The sequence below is a fragment of the Streptomyces sp. CNZ287 genome (assembly GCF_007827615.1).
This window is the reverse complement of the sequence record NZ_VISV01000001.1, coordinates 872039-887604: the sequence shown is the minus strand read 5'-3', so window position 1 is coordinate 887604 and position 15566 is coordinate 872039. Positions and strand designations below refer to the sequence as shown.

Here is a 15566-nt window from a genome sequence, read left to right as displayed (position 1 = left end):
CGAGGACGACGACGGTGATGAGTATGCGGTGCGTCCGGTTCATGCGTATCGCAGGAGCCCTGTCCACGCGCCGTTCCCTCTCCGCTGGCGATCACCGGCCGCTCCGGGCCCGGCCCGGAGCCACGCTAGCCTCGCACGGCTGTACGGGCTTGCGTATGCAGGTTCGCTCACTTCACCGCGGCCAGGGCCTCCTTGGTCGCCTTCTCGGCGTCCTTCAGCAGGTCGGCGGCCTTGGGCTGATCCGTGCCCTGGAAACCGGCGCCGTGGTAGTTCACGGTGACGACGACGTTCTCCCGCAGCGAGACGACCGTCTGCTTGCGGTAGTCCTGCTTGTCCTCCGTCGTCTCGTACGTGAACGCCGCGGCCTTCTGGCCCAGGCCCGAAGGGGCGGAGGTCTTCATGCCCTTGGCGCCCTCGGCCGCCTCGGCGGCCCTGGCCTGCTTGGCGTAGTACTCCGCGGCGCGGTCGGCGCCGCTGCCGACGGCGGGGTCGGAGTCGTAGCGCTGATAGGAGACGTCGAGCCAGCGCCACTGGTAGCCGTCGAGGCCGTCCCAGGAGCAACTGCTGCGCTGGGAGGTGTCGGCGGACTTACCGGCCTCGCCGGCCGTGCTCTTCGCCCCCGGCACCAGGTCCTTGATGCTGTCCTTCGCGAGCGCATCACAGGGGTCGGGCAGCTTGGCGAACTTCGCCGGCTCGATCTGCGGCTCGCTGCTCTCCGAAGACGGTGCGGCGCTGCTCGGCTTGCCGCTGTCGCCGCCGTCGTCGCCGGAGGAGCAGCCGGCGGTGACGAGTATCACGGGCACGGCCGCAGCGGCCAGGGCTCGGGGGATGCGGGTCGTAGAGCGGTGCATGGGTCCTTCATCACTCGGTCGTCGGGCGGCGCGTGGTGGGGGCACGACGCCCTGGGCCAGGCGCCTCGCGTGCGCCGGCTTGCGAGCGTACCCGCAGGCGCCGACGGCGTACGGGCGATACGGGCGGCCGGGACGTCAGTCCGCGAGCCGGTCGGCGAGCCGGTCGGCCACCTGCTGGGTGCGCTGTTGCAGCTCAGCGCTGTCCGGCGGCTCGGCGCCCGCGGTGTGCCACTGGTCGTACGTGACGGTCACCACGACGTTGGACGTGCGGAACACCACTGTCACCTGGCGCTGCACCCCGGAGGAGGCGTCGGCGGTCTTGTCGTCGAGGAACGACTCGTCGCCGATGTCGTCGAGGAGGCGGGGGGCGATGGTCTCGGAGGGGCTGGAGCCGTCGCCGGGGGAGTCCGTGCCGGAGCCGGTGCTGCCGTCGGTGCTGCCGTGCGTGCTGTCGTCGGTGTTCTCGCCCGCGCCGCCCTCGGAGTCCTCGCCGCCCGCCTCGCCGCTGCTCCCGCCCGACCCGGGCTCGTCGCTCGCGCCGGCGTCCCCGTCCTCGCCGCCGCCGGGCGGGCCGCTCTCGCCCGTGGCCGGGACGCCGCCCGAGGCGCTGCCGGTCTCCGCCTTGTCGGGCAGGTCGGGCCGGCCGCTGCTCACGTCGACGTCGTGCTCCTCGGCCCGCTCCGCGTAGATCTGGGCGGCCTGCTGGTCGTCGCTGACCTCGTCGTCGTACGAGACGATCCGCTCGAACTGCAACTCCAGCTTGTGCCCGCCCTCCGTGGTCTCCCGCTCCCAGCGGCAGCCCACCTGCCGGTCGGCGTCATACGTCAGGTCCGGCTCCCCGGCGAGGGCCTCCTCGGCCTCCTCGTCGCTCTCCTCGTCCGCCGGCCCCGGCAGCAGGTCCTCCAGCGTCCCGGCGTTCAGCGCCGTGCACGGCTCGGGCAGCGAGCTGTACTTCCCCGACGGCACCGGAACGGAAGCGGCGCCGGCCCCGCCTGTCTGGCTGTCGACCGCGCCGCTGCCCTGGTCGGACCCGGTGCAGCCGGCCAGCGCGACCGCGAGCACGGCGGCCGTCGCGGCAGCCTGCGCGAGTGCCCTTCGCTGCACGGGAGAAGGCTCCTTCCGACTCCAGGACATGGTGCCGTCCGCAGGTGGCGGACGACCACCATGTTTATCGCACGTCCTGCTGGTTCGTCCGGTCGGGTGTCCGCGGTAAGGCGGTTGACCCGCTTATCTTGTCGCATGGGCGCGGGAGGCGGGCATATCGCGCGTCATCACGCGCTGCGGGGCGGGATGTTCCAGCCGAGAAGTACCGGTCTGTCGTGTTCCGTACCGAGGACCGACAGCGTGGCGGTCTCCAGCCGGTACAGCGCGCCCGCGGCCGGGTGCTGGCCCAGCCGGCGGGCGGTGAGGACGCGCAGGACGTGCCCGTGGGCGACGAGCAGCACGTCGCCGTCCGTCTCCTGCCGCGCCGCGTCGGCGACGGCCAGCACCTCGTCGCAGCGGCTCCCGACGGCCGCCAGCGTCTCCCCGGGGTGGCCGGGGCCGCCCGCGGGCACCCCGTCGTGCCACAGGTCCCAGCCGGGGCGCTCCGCCCGGATCTCCGGGGTGGTCAGGCCCTCGTAGCCGCCGTAGTCCCACTCCTGCAGCCGCGGCTCCAGCACCGCGCCGCGGCGGCCGGGCAGCGCCAGCTCCGCCGTGCGCACCGCGCGGCGGAGCGGGCTGCACAGCACCGTGGCGATGCGCCGCCCGGCGAGCAGCGGGGCCAGCGCGCGGGCCTGGTCCTCGCCCACGTCGGTCAGCGGCAGATCCGTACGGCCCGTGTGGCGGCCGTCGCGGCTCCACTCGGTCTGGCCGTGCCGTACGAGCAGCAGGTCACCCATGGGCGGCCGTGCCTCCTTCTCTCTCCGCGGCGTCCAGCGCCTCGTCCAGGGTCAGTGCGGCCACGATGAGCGCGAGATGGGTGAACGCCTGCGGGAAGTTGCCGAGTTGTTCACCGGTGGGGCCGATCTCCTCGGCGAACAGGCCGACGTGGTTGGCGTACGTGAGCATTTTGTCGAACGCGTAGCGCGCCCGGTCCACGTGCCCCGCGCCGGCGAGTGCCGACACGTACAGGAAGCTGCACAGCGAGAACGTGCCCTCGCTGCCCCGCAGCCCGTCGGGGGCGGCGGACGGGTCGTACCGGTGTACGAGGCTGTCGGTGACCAGCTCCGCCTCCATCGCCCGCAGCGTCGACAGCCAGCGCGGCTCGGCCGGCGCGACGAAGCCGACCAGCGGCATGAGCAGCAGCGAGGCGTCGAGCACGTCGGAGCCGTAGTGCTGGACGAACGCCTGCCGCCGCGGGCTGTAGCCGTGCTCCATCACCTGCTCGAAGACGGCGTCGCGCGCGGCCGTCCAGCGGGCGACGTCGGCGGGGCGGGAGAGTTCCGTGGCCATGCGGATGCCGCGCTCGAACGCGACCCAGCACATCAGCCGGCTGTAGGTGAAGTCCTGGGGGCCGCCGCGGGTCTCCCAGATGCCCTCGTCGGGGCGGTCCCAGTGGTCGGTGAGCCAGTCGAGGAGGGCGGCGAGGCAGCGCCAGGCGTCGTAGCCGGCGGGGCCGGCGGTGCGGCTGGCCTGGGCGAGGGCGTAGACGGCCTCGCCGTAGATGTCGAGCTGGAGCTGTCCGGCGGCGGCGTTGCCGGCGCGCACGGGGGCGGAGCGGCGGTAGCCCTCCCAGTGCGGCAGGATCTCCTCGGGCAGGCGGGGGTCGCCGTCGACGCGGTACATGACCTGGAGCGGCTCGCCCGTGACGGTGCCGCGGGGGGTGCCGCCCGCGCCGTCCGCGGCCGCCCCGGTACCGGTGGCCGAGCGGGCGGCGTGGGCGGCGCCGAGGAGTTCGCCGAGCCAGCGCCGGTAGGCGTCCGCCTCGGCGGCGTAGCCGAGGTCGAGGAGGGCGCCTACGGAGAGGGAGGCGTCGCGGATCCAGGTGTAGCGGTAGTCCCAGTTCCGCTCGCCGCCGACCTGCTCCGGCAGCCCCATGGTGGCGGCGGCCACGGGGGCGCCGGTCGGGGCGTACGTCAGCAGCTTCAGCGTGATCGCGGAGCGGGTGACCACCTCGCGCCAGCGTCCCCGGTAGGTGCAGCGCGCGGTCCAGCGGTGCCAGTAGGCCCGCACCTTGCTCAGCTCCCGGTGCACGTCCCGCTCGTACGCGGGCGGGGGCGGGTCCGCGCCGGGGGCGCACACGGTGAACACCGCCGCCGCGGTGCGGCCCTGGGCCAGCTCCAGCACGGCCCGCACGTCGTCGCCCTCGCGGGTCAGGTCGCCGGCCGGGCCGAGGAGCTGGAGGTGTCCTTCGGCGGTGGCGGAGCGGAACCGGGCGGTGCGTCCGTCGAGTTCGAGCCGGTGCGGGTCGCGGCCGTAGTCGAAGCGGGGACTGCAGTCGAGCGTGAAGCGCATCGGGCCGCGCAGTGCCCGTACGAGCCGGATCACCCGGTGGGTGTCCGTGGGCCGCTCCGGATGGTCCACCGGCATGAAGTCCAGCACCTCGCCGATGCCCCCGGTGGAGAGGAAGCGGGTGACGAGGACGGCGGTGCCGGGCAGGTAGATCTGGCGGGGGACGGCGTCGGGGGCGTCGGCGGTGAGCGCGAAGCGCCCGCCGCGCCCGGCGTCGAGGAGCGCGCCGAAGACGCTGGGGGAGTCGAAGCGCGGCGCGCACAGCCAGTCGACCACGCCCTCGGCGGAGACCAGGGCGACGGTCTGCAGGTCTCCGATGATGCCGTGGTCCGCGATCGGCGGGTACGGGCCCGGGGTCACGCGGGCACTCCCTTCCCTGGCGGCGGCGATACGTCGACTCTCCCGCCCCGCGCGCGCGACGGCTGCCGCGGCGCGGCCATTCGGGTGCCGGGACGGTTACGGCTCGCGGTGGACCTTGTAGTTCGCGGCCTGCGCCCGGGGGCGTACGACGAGGAGGTCGACGTTCACGTGCGCCGGGCGGGTCACGGCCCAGGTGATGGTGTCCGCGACGTCCTCGGACGTCAGCGGCTCCTTCACGCCCGCGTAGACGGCGGCGGCCTTCTCCGCGTCGCCGCGCATCCGCGTCACCGCGAAGCCCTCGGTGCGGGTCATGCCGGGGGCGATCTCGATGACCCGGACGGGGCGGCCGTTCAGCTCCAGCCTGAGGGTGGCGGCGATGCTGTGCTCGGCGAACTTCGCGGCGACGTAGCCCCCGCCGCCCTCGTACACGGCGTGGCCCGCGGTGGAGGTGACGATGACCACCGTGCCGTCGCCGGAGGCGACGAGGGCGGGCAGCAGCGCCTGGGTGAGGTTGAGCGTGCCGATGACGTTCACCTCGTACATCGCCCGCCAGTCGGCGGGGTCGCCGGCCTCGACCTGCTCGGTGCCCAGCGCGCCGCCGGCGTTGTTGACGAGCACGTCGCAGCTTTCGAGGGAGGCGGCGAAGGCGTCCACGGCGGCGCGGTCGGTGACGTCCAGCGCGTACGGGGTGGCCGCGTGCCCGGCGGCGGTCAGCTCTTCGGCGAGCGCGTCGATACGGTCCTTGCGGCGGGCGGTGAGGACGACATGGTGACCGGCGGCGGCGAGCTGGCGGGCCGTGGCCGCGCCGATGCCGCTGCTCGCGCCGGTGACGACTGCGGTAGGCATACGGCCCAGGATAAGCAGGTGGCCTGCGGTGGGGGTGGGCTGGGGAATCCAGGTGAGTACAAGGTTCCGCCCAGGTCGGCGGGGGAGTGTGTGGCGTCCGGTGTCCGACGGCGGAAGGACCGTACAGATGATCACGCTTCTGGAGCCCGAGACGACCACTGCCGCCGCGACGATGAAGGGCGGTCCGGGTGCCGGCAACCGCCGCCCGGCCACGGCGAAGGGCGGTGGTCCCGTCACCGGTTCGCGCCGGACGGTGCGCGTGCCCGCCACGGCGAAGGGCGGTATCGGGGTGAGTACGCGCCGGACCGAGCGCGTCCGGGCCACCGCGAAGACCGGGGGCGGTGGCATCGGCAGCCGCCGTTCCGTTCGCGTGCCCGCCTCCGCGAAGGGCGGTAGCGGCGTCGGCAGTCGGCGGCGCCGTGTCCCCGCAGGGGGCGGTCGGGGCTAGTCGGCCGGGTTCGGGGGACGGAGACCACGCATGGCGCAGTCAGCGATCGCGGTCGAGCGGTGGGAAGGGCTCGAGTGGCGCACAGCATCTCCCGACCGAGTTCGCCGTCGGCGCCCTCACCGTGCTGTTCCGCGTCTGCCACCACCACGTCTACGCCTCCGTCCTCGCCTCCGACCGCTACGTGGACGGCGACGCGCTGCTCTCCGGCAGCCGTTCGGCCGCCGTGGTGCGGCGCATCGGGCTCGGGCCCACCGTCATCGCGGGATGCGCCGGCTTCAGCCTGCCGCTGCCGCTCGTACCGCTCGCGGAAGGTTCGCCTCCGGCTGCGGGGTCGCCGTGATGGACATCGGGGCGAACAGTTACCTGATCGCCGTCATCCCGGCCACCCTGCGCTCGCGCGTCATGGGCGTGATCCAGACCTCCACCTTCGGCGTACGACCCGTCGGCGCGGTGCTCGCCGGCACCCTGGACGCCGCCCTCGGCCTGCGGCCGACGATGTGGATCGGCACGGTGGGGGCCGTCCTGAGCGTGCTGTGGCTCCTGCCGTCCGGGCTGCGGTACGTCAGGGGCCTCCCGGCGCCCGCGTCCCCGGCCGGGGCCGCCGCGGCGTGAGTACGGTGCGCGCTCGGCCGCTGCCGCCGCGCGCCCGGCCGTGCACCTGTCCATGGCGTAAGACAGGCTGCACAGCCGCGGTGCCGGCGTGCGAGGCTGTCAGCTTGCGAGCCGCGGAGTTCGTGCGGCGGCGGGCCGGAAGGGGTGCCGGATGTATCTGGTCGCGGGTGCGGGGGGCAACGTCGGATCCGAGGTGGTCAGGGCGCTGGCCGAGCAGGGCGCCGAGGTCCGCGCGCTCAGCCGCGGCGGCGAGCTGTCCGGGCTGCCCCCGCGCACCACCGCCGTCGTCGGCGACCTCGACGACCCCGCGTCCCTCGCCGGGCCGCTCACCGGCGTCGACGGCGTCTTCCTGCTGCCCGGCTACCGCGACATGCCCGGCCTCCTCGCCCAGGTCGTCCGCGCCGGCGTGACCCGCGTCGTGCTGCTCTCCGGCCGCTCCGCCGCCAGCGGCGACATGGGCAACGCCGTCACCGCGTACATGGTCCGCTCCGAGGAGGCCGTCCGCGCCGCCGGCATCCCGTGGACCGTCGTCCGACCCAGCGCCCTCACCGCCAACGCCCTGCGCTGGCTGCCGCAGTTGCGCTCCGGCGACCTGGTGCGCGGCCCCTTCGCCGACGTGCCGGTCGCCTGCATCGACCCGTACGACGTCGGCGAGGTCGTCGCCGACACGCTCCTCGGCGACGGCCACGAGGGCAAGGTCTACGAACTGTCGGGCCCCGAGCCGCTGCTGCCGGGCGAGCAGGTCGCGCTCCTCGGCGACGTGCTCGACCGGCCGCTGCGCTTCGAAGGGCTGGACGACGCGACGGCCCGCGCGGAGATGGCGGCCGCCATGCCGGAGGAGTACGTCGACGCCTTCTTCGACTTCTACCGCGGCGGCGCCCTGGACGAGTCGCCGGTGCTGTCCACGGTGTACGACATCACGGGGCGCGAGCCCCGTACGTTCGAGCAGTGGGCGCAGGCCCACGCCGACGCCTTCGCGGCCTGATCCCCTTTCCCGGAGGGCCTTTTCCGCCCCGTGTCGCCCTGTCGATCGATGAGTTCTCGTGCCTCGCGCAGTCAGTGCCTGTAGCGGGTGACGCGGAAGCGATCAGAAAGGGCCGATCGGCGATGGCTACGGTGAACACGGCGGCCGAGGAGGACTTCCTCCGGTTGTCCGACCCCTACCGGCGCGAGCTGCTTGCGCATTGTTACCGCATGCTCGGCTCCGTCCACGACGCCGAGGACCTGGTGCAGGAGACGTACCTGCGCGCCTGGCGGTCGTACGGCAACTTCGAGGGCCGCTCCTCGCTGCGCACCTGGCTGCACACCATCGCCACCCGCGCGTGCCTCACCGCCCTGGAGCGGCGGCAGCGCCGCCCCCTGCCCACCGGCCTCGGCGGCCCCGGGGACGACCCCGCGGGGGAGCTGACCGAGCGGCCCGAGGTGCCGTGGCTGGAGCCCGTGCCGGACGTGCTGGTCGAGCCCTCGGAGGCGGACCCGGCGGCGGTCGTCGGATCGCGGGAGTCCGTGCGGCTCGCGTTCGTGGCCGCGCTCCAGCACCTGCCGCCGCGGCAGCGCACGGTGCTGCTGCTGCGCGACGTGCTGCGCTGGAAGGCCACGGAGGTCGCCGAGCTGCTGGATACGTCGACGGCGTCCGTCAACAGCGCCTTGCAGCGCGCGCGGGCGCAGTTGGAGAAGGCCGCGCCGAGTGAGGAGTCGGTCGCCGAGCCGGCCGACGCGGCGCGGCGGGAACTGCTGGACCGCTACGTCGAGGCGTTCGTGACCAAGGACGTACGGGAAATCGTGCGCCTCTTCACCGAGGACGTGGTCTGGGAGATGCCCCCGGTTCCCGAGTGGTTCCGCGGCCCCGACCGGGTGGCGACGCTCGTCTCCGTGCAGTGCCCGTACGCGCCCGGGGAGGCGCGGCTGCTGCCGGTGGGCCTCAACGGGCAGCCGGGGTATGCCCTTTACACCCGCGGACCGGACGGCGACCATCATCCGTTCGCGTTGCACGTGCTGACCGTCGCGCCCGGCGGGGACGCGATCTCGCACGTCGGCTGCTTCTTCGACACGTCCCTGTTCGCCACCGCCGGCCTGCCGGCCGTCCTGAGCGGCGAGGAGAGCCGATGAGGCCCGACGGGAGCGCGCCCACGGCGCTGCTCGGCGGCGTGGCGCTGCTGGAGCGCTCGGTGACGTACGCGCTGGGCGTGCTGCACCGCGTCGGCCCCGGCGACCTGCGGCGGCCCACGCCCTGCGCGCAGTGGGACCTCGGGCAGCTCCTCGCGCACGTCGGCGACTCCATCGCGGCGCTCAACGAGGCCGCGGACACCGGCCGCATCGCCCTCAAGCCGCAGGCCGCGTACAGCCTCGCCGACCCGGTCAAGGCGGTACGGGACCGGGCCAGGCGGCTGCTCGGCGCGTGGACGGCGGTGCGGCGGCGGGAGCTGGTGACGGTCGGCAGCCTGCCGCTGGCCGCGGCGGTGGTGACGTGCACGGGGGCGCTGGAGCTGGCGGTGCACGGCTGGGACCTGGCCCGGGCCAGCGGGCAGGAGGAGCAGGTGCCGCCGGCGCTGGCGGAGGAACTGCTGGAGCTGGCGCCGATGTTCGTGTCGGCGGAGGACAGGCCGGTGCGGTTCGCGGCGGTGCAGTGGGTGCGGGAGGGGGCGGAGCCGGGGGAGCGGCTGGTGGCGTACCTGGGCAGAAGGCCGGACTGGGAGGGCTGAGGGGGCATACGGGGCGGGGCGGCCGGTGCCGTACGGACTGGGCGTGGCGCGGGGCGGCCTGTGACGGGGCCGTCCCGCCCGCACGTCCCGCCCGCACGTCCCGCCCGCACGTCCCGCCCGCAGGGGGCGCGTGCTCAGTCCGGGGTGCCCTCCGCGTACCGCGACGGCGGCGCGCCCACCGTCGCCGTGAAGTCCCGCGTCAGGTGTGCCTGGTCCGCGTAGCCCAGGTCCGCCGCCAGCGCCGCGAGGTCCAGCGCCGCCCCCGCGTCCGCCCGCGCCGCCGCCTCCTGGAGCCGGGCCCGCCGCAGCACCCACTTCGGGCTCGCCCCGACGTACTCGGCGAACAGCCGCTGCAGCCGCCTTACGGACATCCGCGCCCCCGCCGCGACCTGGTCCACCCGCAGCAGTCCCGGCTCCGCGGTGATCCGCGCGACCACGGCCGCCGCCTCCTCGGCGGCCGGATCCGGCGCCGCGGGCAGCAGCGGCCGCAGGAAGTCCTCCGCCACGGCGCACATGTCCGCCAGGTCCTCCGCCGCCAGCACCGCCCGGCTCACCTCCGCCGCTTCCGGCCCGAGCAGCTCCGCCGCCGGCACCCGCCGGTCGGCCAGCTCCGCCACGGGGCCCGTGGTCAGCGCCCGGAAGCCGCCCGGCCGGAACCGCACCCCGAGCACCTGCCCGCCGCCCGCCAGCCGGCGCACGAAGAGGTCGCGCTGCACCCCGTACACCAGCGGCTCGGGCTCCTCGAAGACCAGGTGGAGGTTCGGGTGCGTGAGGACCTTCGTGTCGTACGTGGCCGCGCCCGGCAACTGCCAGCGCACGTGCCAGAACCAGTCGACGAACGGCGCCAGCGCCGCGCCGGGCCGGCGGCGGTTCAGCGAGGCGAGCCGGGCGTGCTCGCCGGGGTGCAGGACGCCGTGCGCGTCGTCGAATCCGGAGCCGGTCATACGCGCAGCGTAGCTGTCGCGTTTCTTCAAGACCGGCCGCGCCGCCCGCCGTACGTTCGCCCGTATGAGCAGCGAGAACAGCCGAACCGCAGGCGAGAACGCCGATGTGCACGCCCTGATGGAGGAGTGCGCCGCCGAGGCCGCGCGGGTGGCCCGGGGCGTACGTCCCGAGCAGTTGGCGGAACCCACGCCCTGCGCGGACTGGGACGTGCGCGCCCTCGTCAACCACTGGGTCTGCTTCACCTCCCACGGCCTGGAGCACCGCGCCCGCCGCACCCCGCTCCCCGAGGAGCTGCCGAAGCGCGACTTCGCCGCGGAGCCCGGCTGGGCGGAGGCGTACGCGGCCCAGCTCGACCGGGCCGTCGCCGCCTGGGCGGCGCCCGCGGCCTGGGAGGGGGACGTCGACCTGGGCTTCCTGTCGATGCCCGCGCCGGAGGTGGCGGCGGTGATCGTCAAGGAGATGGCGGTGCACGGCTGGGACGTGGCGCGGGCGACCGGGCAGGAGTTCCGGGCGTCGGCGGGGGTGGCGGCGCTGGTGCTGCGGGTCGCGGAGGACCACGGCGAGATGTACCGGCAGTACGACGGCTTCGCCGACGCCGTGCCCGTACCGCCGGACGCCCCGGCGTTCGACCGCGCCCTGGCCGCGACCGGCCGCGACCCGCGGCACCCTGCTGCCTGACCCGGGGCGCTACGCCAGCTCGAAGCCGGTCGTCGCCGGGATGTGCGCCGGCACCGCCTCGTGCCGGTCGCCGACGTTCACCGTGCCGGCCGGCTCGAACATCATGATCGCGGTGCCGGGCGCGGCGACCGGCCGGTGCTCGACGCCGCGCGGCACGGTGAACACCGCACCCCGGGGCAGCGTGACCGTACGCTCGCCGCCGTCCGGCTCCCGCAGGCCGATGCGCAGCTCGCCCTCGACGACGAGGAAGAACTCGTCGGTGTGCTCGTGCACGTGCCACAGGTGCTCGCCCTCGGCGTGCGCGAGCTTGACGTCGTAGTCGTTGACCCGCGCGACGACGTGCGGACTCCACGGCTCCGCAATCCGCTCCAGCGCGTCGCTGAGGGCTGTGGGCTCGGCGGGGTGGGTGCTCACGGTTTCGCTCCTCGCTTCCGCCGCCGCGGGGGTGCGGCGACCTCTCGTACGCCATCCTGCGCGTGACAGGCGGACGCCGGGAGTGCTACGAATCGCATATGCCGCAAGGATCCTCGCAGCCGGACCCGGGGCGTACGGGGCCCGGGGCGCACCGTGTCGCCATGCTCGTGGACGCCGGGTCCAACCCCTTCGAAATGGGCATCGCCACCGAGCTGTTCGGGCTGCGCCGGCCCGAGCTGGACGTCGCGTGGTACGACTTCACGCTCTGCGCCCCCGCCCCCGGCGTGCGCATGCACGACGGCTTCTTCACCCTCTCCGGCGTCCCGGGGCTGGAGGCCGCCGACGCCGCGGACACCGTGATCGTCCCCAACCGCCCCGACGACACCCCGCCCACCGCCCCCGTCGTCGCCGTCATCCGCCGTGCCGCCGACCGCGGGGCCCGGCTCGTCAGTTTCTGCACCGGCGCGTACGCGCTCGCCGCCGCCGGGGTGCTCGACGGCCGCCCGGCGGCGATCCACTGGCGCTGGGCCGACCGCTTCGCCGCCCGCCACCCGGCCGTACGGGTCCGGCGCGACGTGCTCTTCGTCGACGACGGCGACGTGCTCACCGCGGCCGGCAGCGCCGCCGCCCTGGACCTGGGGCTGCACCTGATCCGCCGCGACCACGGCGCCGAGGTGGCCAACCACGTCAGCCGCCGGCTCGTCTTCGCCGCCCACCGTGACGGCGGCCAGCGGCAGTTCATCGAGCGCCCGGTGCCCGCGGTGCCGGACGCCTCGCTCGCCCCCGTGCTCGCCTGGGCGGCGGAGCGGCTCGACCGGCCGCTGGCCGTCGCCGACCTGGCCGGGTACGCCGCCGTCAGCCCCGCCACGCTCCACCGGCGCTTCGTCCGCGAGCTGGGCACCACGCCGCTGGCGTGGCTGACGGGGGAGCGGGTGGCGCTCGCGTGCCGGCTGATCGAGCGCGGGGAGCACCGGCTGGAGGTGGTGGCGCGGACGAGCGGGCTGGGCACGGCGGCGAACCTGCGGACGCAGGTGCGGCGGCGGACGGGGCTGAGCCCGTCGGCGTACCGCGCCCGCTTCGGCCCGGCGGGCGCGGCGGGGCCGGAGTCCGGGCCCGGCACCCGCTCCGGCTCCGGCACCCGCTCCGGCTCCGGCTCCGGCTCCGGCCCAGGGTCCGCGACCCCTCCCGTACCCGGGCCGGCGCCCGTGCCCGTACCGGAAAACGGCTCCGGGCCCGCCCCCCGGCCCTGCTAGCCTGCTCCGCATGAAGCGCGCTGTGCAGACGACGACGCCGGAGACCGTCCCGGCGCGCTGACCCACGACCCAGCCGAAGCCCCGGGGCGACCGCCCCGGGGCTTCGGCGTGCACGACCCCCGCGGGCGGCCACCGTCCCACCGACCCGCGAGGAGCCCCACCGTGAAAGACCACCGCCGCCTCGGCCGCGAACTCGGCCTCTTCGGCACCGACCCCCTCATCGGCGCCGGACTCCCGTACTGGCTGCCCGCCGGCGCCGCCGTGCGGCAGGCGCTGGAGGAGTACGTCGCCGACGTCGAGCACCGCGCCGGCTACCAGCGCGTCTACTCGCCCGTGCTCGGCAAGCGCGAGCTCTACGAGCTGTCGGGGCACTGGGAGCACTACCGCGACGACATGTTCCCGCCCATGCGCCTCGGCGGCGGGCCCGACGGCTGCTCGGCCGGTGAGGAAGTCGTGCTCCGCCCCAGCCTCTGCCCCCACCACGCCCTCATCTACCGCTCCCGCGAGCGCAGCTACCGCGAACTCCCGCTGCGCATCGCCGAGCTGGGCGGCATGTACCGCGCCGAGCTGTCGGGCGTCCTCGGCGGCCTCACCCGCGTACGCGCCATCCAGCTCAACGACGCGCACGTCTTCTGCACCCTGGAGCAGGTCGCCGACGAGGCGCTGGCCGCGCTGCGGCTGATCCGCGAGGCGTACGCCGCGATGGGCCTGGCCGCCGCCCGCTACCGGCTGTCGCTGCCGGGCCCGGGCGCGAAGTACGTGCGCGACCCCGGGCTGTGGCGGCGGGCGGGCGCGCTGCTGGAGCAGGCGCTCGCCGCGGCCGGGATCGACTACGAGGCCGAGGAGGGCGAGGCGGCGTTCTACGGGCCGAAGATCGACGTGCAGGTGCTGGACGCGGCCGGCCGCGAGGCGACCCTGTCCACCGTGCAGGTCGACTTCCACCAGCCGGCGCGCTTCGGCCTCGCGTACGTGGGCGCGGACGGCGGGCGGCACCGCCCGGTGATGGTGCACCGCTCGGTCGTCGGCAGCGCGGAGCGGGCGGTGGCGCAGCTCGTGGAGGTCCACCAGGGCGCGTTCCCGCCGTGGCTGGCGCCCGTGCAGGCGGTGGTGCTGCCGGTGGGTGAGGCGGAGGCGGCGCCCGCGGAGGCGCTGCTGCGGCGGTGCGTGGCGGCGGGGCTGCGGGCCGAGCTGGCGGGGCCCGAGCGGGGCACCCTGGGCGCGCGGGTACGGGGTGCGCGGCTGGCCCCGTACCAGGTGGTGGTCGGGGCCAGGGAGGCGGCCGGCGGGGCGGCGGCGCTGCGGCTGCGCGACGGGCGGCGGCCCGCGCCGCTGCCGGCGGCGGAGGCGGTGGCGCGGATGGCGGCGGCGGTGGCGGCGCGGCGCCCGGAGCTGTGGCCGGACGAGGGGGAGGCCCCCGCCTGATCAGAGCCCGTCGAGGTCGTGCCAGTGCTGCTGCCAGCGCCAGTCGATGGGCTCGTCGGCGCGCTGGTAGCGGATGTCGGTCGACAGCCGGTATGTGGCCGCGGTGTTGTCCAGCGAGGCGTGCACCATGTGCGCCGAGTGGACGACCATGTCACCGGCCGCGTAGTCGGCGAGGAGCCAGCGCGCGCCGTACTCCTCCGCCAGCGCCGGCAGGTCCGCGGTGATCGAGGCGGCCGGGCGCTTCAGCGTGCCCGCCGCCTCGGCCGCGAGGACCCGTACGTGACTGCGCTCCAGATACACGAGCCCGCCCAGCTCCACCGGGCAGTCGCCGAGCGGGATCCAGGAGCTGAGCACCCGGTCCGTACCCTCGCGGAGATAGACGAGGTCGTAGTGCGCCTGCGTGGCGGTACCGACGCCGGCCTCGCCGGGGCGGGTGTGGCGCAGGATCTTCCGCCGGTGCAGGAAGGTCTCACCGCCGAGGAACCAGGCATACCAGTCCCGCACCGCGGGCTGCGCGCAGAAGTCCGCGTACTCGGCCCCCGGCACGACCCGGCCGAAGAGCGCGGCACGCTGGTCGCCGCGGGGCAGCTCCGGGTCCACGTGCGCGAAGTAGAAGCGCCGGAACTCCCGTACGCCGCCGGGGTCGAGCACCCCCCGCAGCCACAGATAGCCTTCCCGCCGCAGCCGCGCCCACAGCGCCTCGCGGTCGTCCCGCTCGGCGTCCGGCACGGGCCGCAGCTCGCCGAGACGGCGCGGTGACTCGTCCAGGACGTAGCCGTTGGAGGTGACCATGGCCCCAGGATGACCGCGGAGGCCCGTCCGGGACCAGTGGGCGGTCCCGCCCGGCGGGCGCGCCGTCAGGTCCGGTGCCTGCGTGTGCCCTCGTCAGGAACGGTCGTCGACGACGTCCAGGTCGACGAACCTGGGCTCGGAGGTGCACAGCTCGCGGAACCGCGCCGCGACGCGCTGTGTTTCCGGCAGGTCGTTGTTGACCATTGCCTGCTCATAGGACGGGAATTCGACGATGTCCACGAAATGCCGGCTGCTTTCCCGGTCACGTCCGTGGATTTCCCGCGACATCGTGCGCTTTCCCTCGGTGGCCGTCATCCATTCGTCCATGGCACGGCCCAGTTCCTCGGGGTGGTCGGATTCGTACTCGATGAGCTGCACGAACGTCATCGTCCTCAGCTTCCCTTCGCGTACTCGGTCGCCATGGCGCCGGCGAAATCGTAGAGGACGACCTGTTCGTCACCCACGACCCAGGCGTCGTGGCCCGGCGGGCAGACGAAGACGTCGCCGGCCTGCACTTCGGATTCCTGGCCGCTGTCCATGAGGATGTGCATGCGGCCCTGAACGACGTAACCGTTGTGGTGCACCATGCAGGTTTCGGTACCCGCCAGGGGTTTGACCGACTCCGTCCAGCGCCAGCCGGGCTCGAAAGTCGCGACCGCGAAATCCAGGCCGGTCATGTGCACCGCTTCGAGGTGACCGCGCGGGAAGTCGCGTCGTTCGTCCGGCTTCTCGATGGTCTTCACTTCCAGCATCGCGATACCTCCCTTCTTGCCCTTCCAGTGTGCGCTTCGCGCGCCGAGGGCGGCAACCA

Annotated in this window: 18 protein-coding genes; 8 read left to right on the top strand and 10 right to left on the bottom strand. The window is 74.8% G+C overall.

What is annotated here, in order from left to right; all coding sequences use genetic code 11:
- Positions 1-167 precede the first annotated feature (167 nt).
- The 5 genes from FB457_RS04190 to FB457_RS04170 form a co-directional block, all read right to left on the bottom strand.
- Positions 168-851, bottom strand: coding sequence for a DUF3558 family protein (locus tag FB457_RS04190; protein WP_047017418.1), 684 nt, complete (start codon positions 849-851; stop codon positions 168-170).
- 135 nt (positions 852-986) lie between these two features.
- Positions 987-1955, bottom strand: coding sequence for a hypothetical protein (locus FB457_RS04185; protein ID WP_145780829.1), 969 nt, complete (start codon positions 1953-1955; stop codon positions 987-989).
- 167 nt (positions 1956-2122) lie between these two features.
- On the bottom strand, positions 2123-2731 hold the full coding sequence (locus FB457_RS04180; RefSeq protein ID WP_047017420.1) for a histidine phosphatase family protein: 609 nt from the start codon (positions 2729-2731) through the stop codon (positions 2123-2125).
- Positions 2724-4643, bottom strand: coding sequence for a glycoside hydrolase family 15 protein (locus FB457_RS04175; protein WP_145780827.1), 1920 nt, complete (start codon positions 4641-4643; stop codon positions 2724-2726). The genes FB457_RS04180 and FB457_RS04175 overlap by 8 nt, the downstream gene beginning before the upstream one ends.
- Before the next feature lie 96 nt (positions 4644-4739).
- On the bottom strand, positions 4740-5489 hold the full coding sequence (locus tag FB457_RS04170; protein ID WP_047017422.1) for an SDR family NAD(P)-dependent oxidoreductase: 750 nt from the start codon (positions 5487-5489) through the stop codon (positions 4740-4742).
- A 569-nt stretch (positions 5490-6058) separates the two neighbouring features.
- On the opposite strand from FB457_RS04170, the gene FB457_RS35855 reads away from it, so the two are divergent.
- From FB457_RS35855 to FB457_RS04145, 5 genes are all read left to right on the top strand, one after another.
- On the top strand, positions 6059-6277 hold the full coding sequence (locus FB457_RS35855) for a hypothetical protein (protein WP_052770422.1): 219 nt from the start codon (positions 6059-6061) through the stop codon (positions 6275-6277).
- The gene (locus FB457_RS35850; RefSeq protein ID WP_486588916.1) at positions 6277-6549 is read left to right on the top strand and encodes an MFS transporter; all 273 of its coding nucleotides are present in this window, start codon (positions 6277-6279) and stop codon (positions 6547-6549) included. Before FB457_RS35855 ends, FB457_RS35850 begins: the two co-directional genes overlap by 1 nt.
- Before the next feature lie 151 nt (positions 6550-6700).
- The gene (locus FB457_RS04155) at positions 6701-7534 is read left to right on the top strand and encodes an SDR family oxidoreductase (RefSeq protein WP_047017424.1); all 834 of its coding nucleotides are present in this window, start codon (positions 6701-6703) and stop codon (positions 7532-7534) included.
- Positions 7535-7656: 122 nt separating this feature from the next.
- Positions 7657-8658 carry a sigma-70 family RNA polymerase sigma factor gene (locus FB457_RS04150; RefSeq protein ID WP_145780822.1) on the top strand — a complete coding sequence of 334 codons (1002 nt, stop codon included), beginning with the start codon at positions 7657-7659 and terminating at the stop codon, positions 8656-8658.
- On the top strand, positions 8655-9251 hold the full coding sequence (locus tag FB457_RS04145) for a TIGR03086 family metal-binding protein (RefSeq protein ID WP_047017426.1): 597 nt from the start codon (positions 8655-8657) through the stop codon (positions 9249-9251). The genes FB457_RS04150 and FB457_RS04145 overlap by 4 nt, the downstream gene beginning before the upstream one ends.
- A gap of 134 nt (positions 9252-9385) precedes the next feature.
- On the opposite strand, the gene FB457_RS04140 is transcribed toward FB457_RS04145, so the two are convergent.
- Positions 9386-10195 carry an AraC family transcriptional regulator gene (locus FB457_RS04140; RefSeq protein WP_047017427.1) on the bottom strand — a complete coding sequence of 270 codons (810 nt, stop codon included), beginning with the start codon at positions 10193-10195 and terminating at the stop codon, positions 9386-9388.
- Between the two features lie 64 nt (positions 10196-10259).
- On the opposite strand from FB457_RS04140, the gene FB457_RS04135 reads away from it, so the two are divergent.
- Positions 10260-10874, top strand: a complete 615-nt coding sequence (locus FB457_RS04135) for a TIGR03086 family metal-binding protein (protein WP_047017428.1) — start codon at positions 10260-10262, stop codon at positions 10872-10874.
- Positions 10875-10883: 9 nt separating this feature from the next.
- On the opposite strand, the gene FB457_RS04130 is transcribed toward FB457_RS04135, so the two are convergent.
- Entirely contained in the window at positions 10884-11288 is a 405-nt protein-coding gene (locus FB457_RS04130; RefSeq protein ID WP_047017429.1) for a cupin domain-containing protein, read from the bottom strand.
- Between the two features lie 161 nt (positions 11289-11449).
- Here FB457_RS04130 and FB457_RS04125 point away from each other — a divergent pair, with 161 nt between their 5' ends.
- Both FB457_RS04125 and thrS read left to right on the top strand, forming a co-directional pair.
- Entirely contained in the window at positions 11450-12541 is a 1092-nt protein-coding gene (locus tag FB457_RS04125; RefSeq protein ID WP_145780820.1) for a helix-turn-helix domain-containing protein, read from the top strand.
- Positions 12542-12703: 162 nt separating this feature from the next.
- Entirely contained in the window at positions 12704-13963 is a 1260-nt protein-coding gene (gene thrS / locus FB457_RS04120) for a threonine--tRNA ligase (protein WP_047017431.1), read from the top strand.
- Here thrS and FB457_RS04115 read toward each other — a convergent pair whose 3' ends face one another.
- From FB457_RS04115 to FB457_RS04105, 3 genes are all read right to left on the bottom strand, one after another.
- Positions 13964-14755 carry a phytanoyl-CoA dioxygenase family protein gene (locus FB457_RS04115; protein WP_145780818.1) on the bottom strand — a complete coding sequence of 264 codons (792 nt, stop codon included), beginning with the start codon at positions 14753-14755 and terminating at the stop codon, positions 13964-13966.
- Between the two features lie 93 nt (positions 14756-14848).
- Positions 14849-15142 (bottom strand): hypothetical protein, encoded by a 294-nt coding sequence (locus tag FB457_RS04110; RefSeq protein WP_145780816.1) that lies wholly within the window; start codon positions 15140-15142, stop codon positions 14849-14851.
- A gap of 5 nt (positions 15143-15147) precedes the next feature.
- Entirely contained in the window at positions 15148-15507 is a 360-nt protein-coding gene (locus FB457_RS04105; protein ID WP_047017434.1) for a cupin domain-containing protein, read from the bottom strand.
- Positions 15508-15566: the final 59 nt, after the last annotated feature.

What these genes read in the sequence shown, in the direction of transcription:
- FB457_RS04140 (WP_047017427.1), bottom strand. Translation starts at nt 10,195, where the DNA reads ATGACCGGCTCCGGATTCGACGACGCGCACGGCGTCCTGCACCCCGGC.
- FB457_RS04150 (WP_145780822.1), top strand. Translation starts at nt 7,657, where the DNA reads ATGGCTACGGTGAACACGGCGGCCGAGGAGGACTTCCTCCGGTTGTCC.
- FB457_RS04155 (WP_047017424.1), top strand. Translation starts at nt 6,701, where the DNA reads ATGTATCTGGTCGCGGGTGCGGGGGGCAACGTCGGATCCGAGGTGGTC.
- FB457_RS04105 (WP_047017434.1), bottom strand. Translation starts at nt 15,507, where the DNA reads ATGCTGGAAGTGAAGACCATCGAGAAGCCGGACGAACGACGCGACTTC.
- FB457_RS04135 (WP_047017428.1), top strand. Translation starts at nt 10,260, where the DNA reads ATGAGCAGCGAGAACAGCCGAACCGCAGGCGAGAACGCCGATGTGCAC.
- FB457_RS04110 (WP_145780816.1), bottom strand. Translation starts at nt 15,142, where the DNA reads ATGACGTTCGTGCAGCTCATCGAGTACGAATCCGACCACCCCGAGGAA.
- FB457_RS04180 (WP_047017420.1), bottom strand. Translation starts at nt 2,731, where the DNA reads ATGGGTGACCTGCTGCTCGTACGGCACGGCCAGACCGAGTGGAGCCGC.
- FB457_RS04125 (WP_145780820.1), top strand. Translation starts at nt 11,450, where the DNA reads ATGCTCGTGGACGCCGGGTCCAACCCCTTCGAAATGGGCATCGCCACC.
- FB457_RS35850 (WP_486588916.1), top strand. Translation starts at nt 6,277, where the DNA reads ATGGACATCGGGGCGAACAGTTACCTGATCGCCGTCATCCCGGCCACC.
- FB457_RS04115 (WP_145780818.1), bottom strand. Translation starts at nt 14,755, where the DNA reads ATGGTCACCTCCAACGGCTACGTCCTGGACGAGTCACCGCGCCGTCTC.
- FB457_RS04190 (WP_047017418.1), bottom strand. Translation starts at nt 851, where the DNA reads ATGCACCGCTCTACGACCCGCATCCCCCGAGCCCTGGCCGCTGCGGCC.
- FB457_RS04145 (WP_047017426.1), top strand. Translation starts at nt 8,655, where the DNA reads ATGAGGCCCGACGGGAGCGCGCCCACGGCGCTGCTCGGCGGCGTGGCG.
- FB457_RS04170 (WP_047017422.1), bottom strand. Translation starts at nt 5,489, where the DNA reads ATGCCTACCGCAGTCGTCACCGGCGCGAGCAGCGGCATCGGCGCGGCC.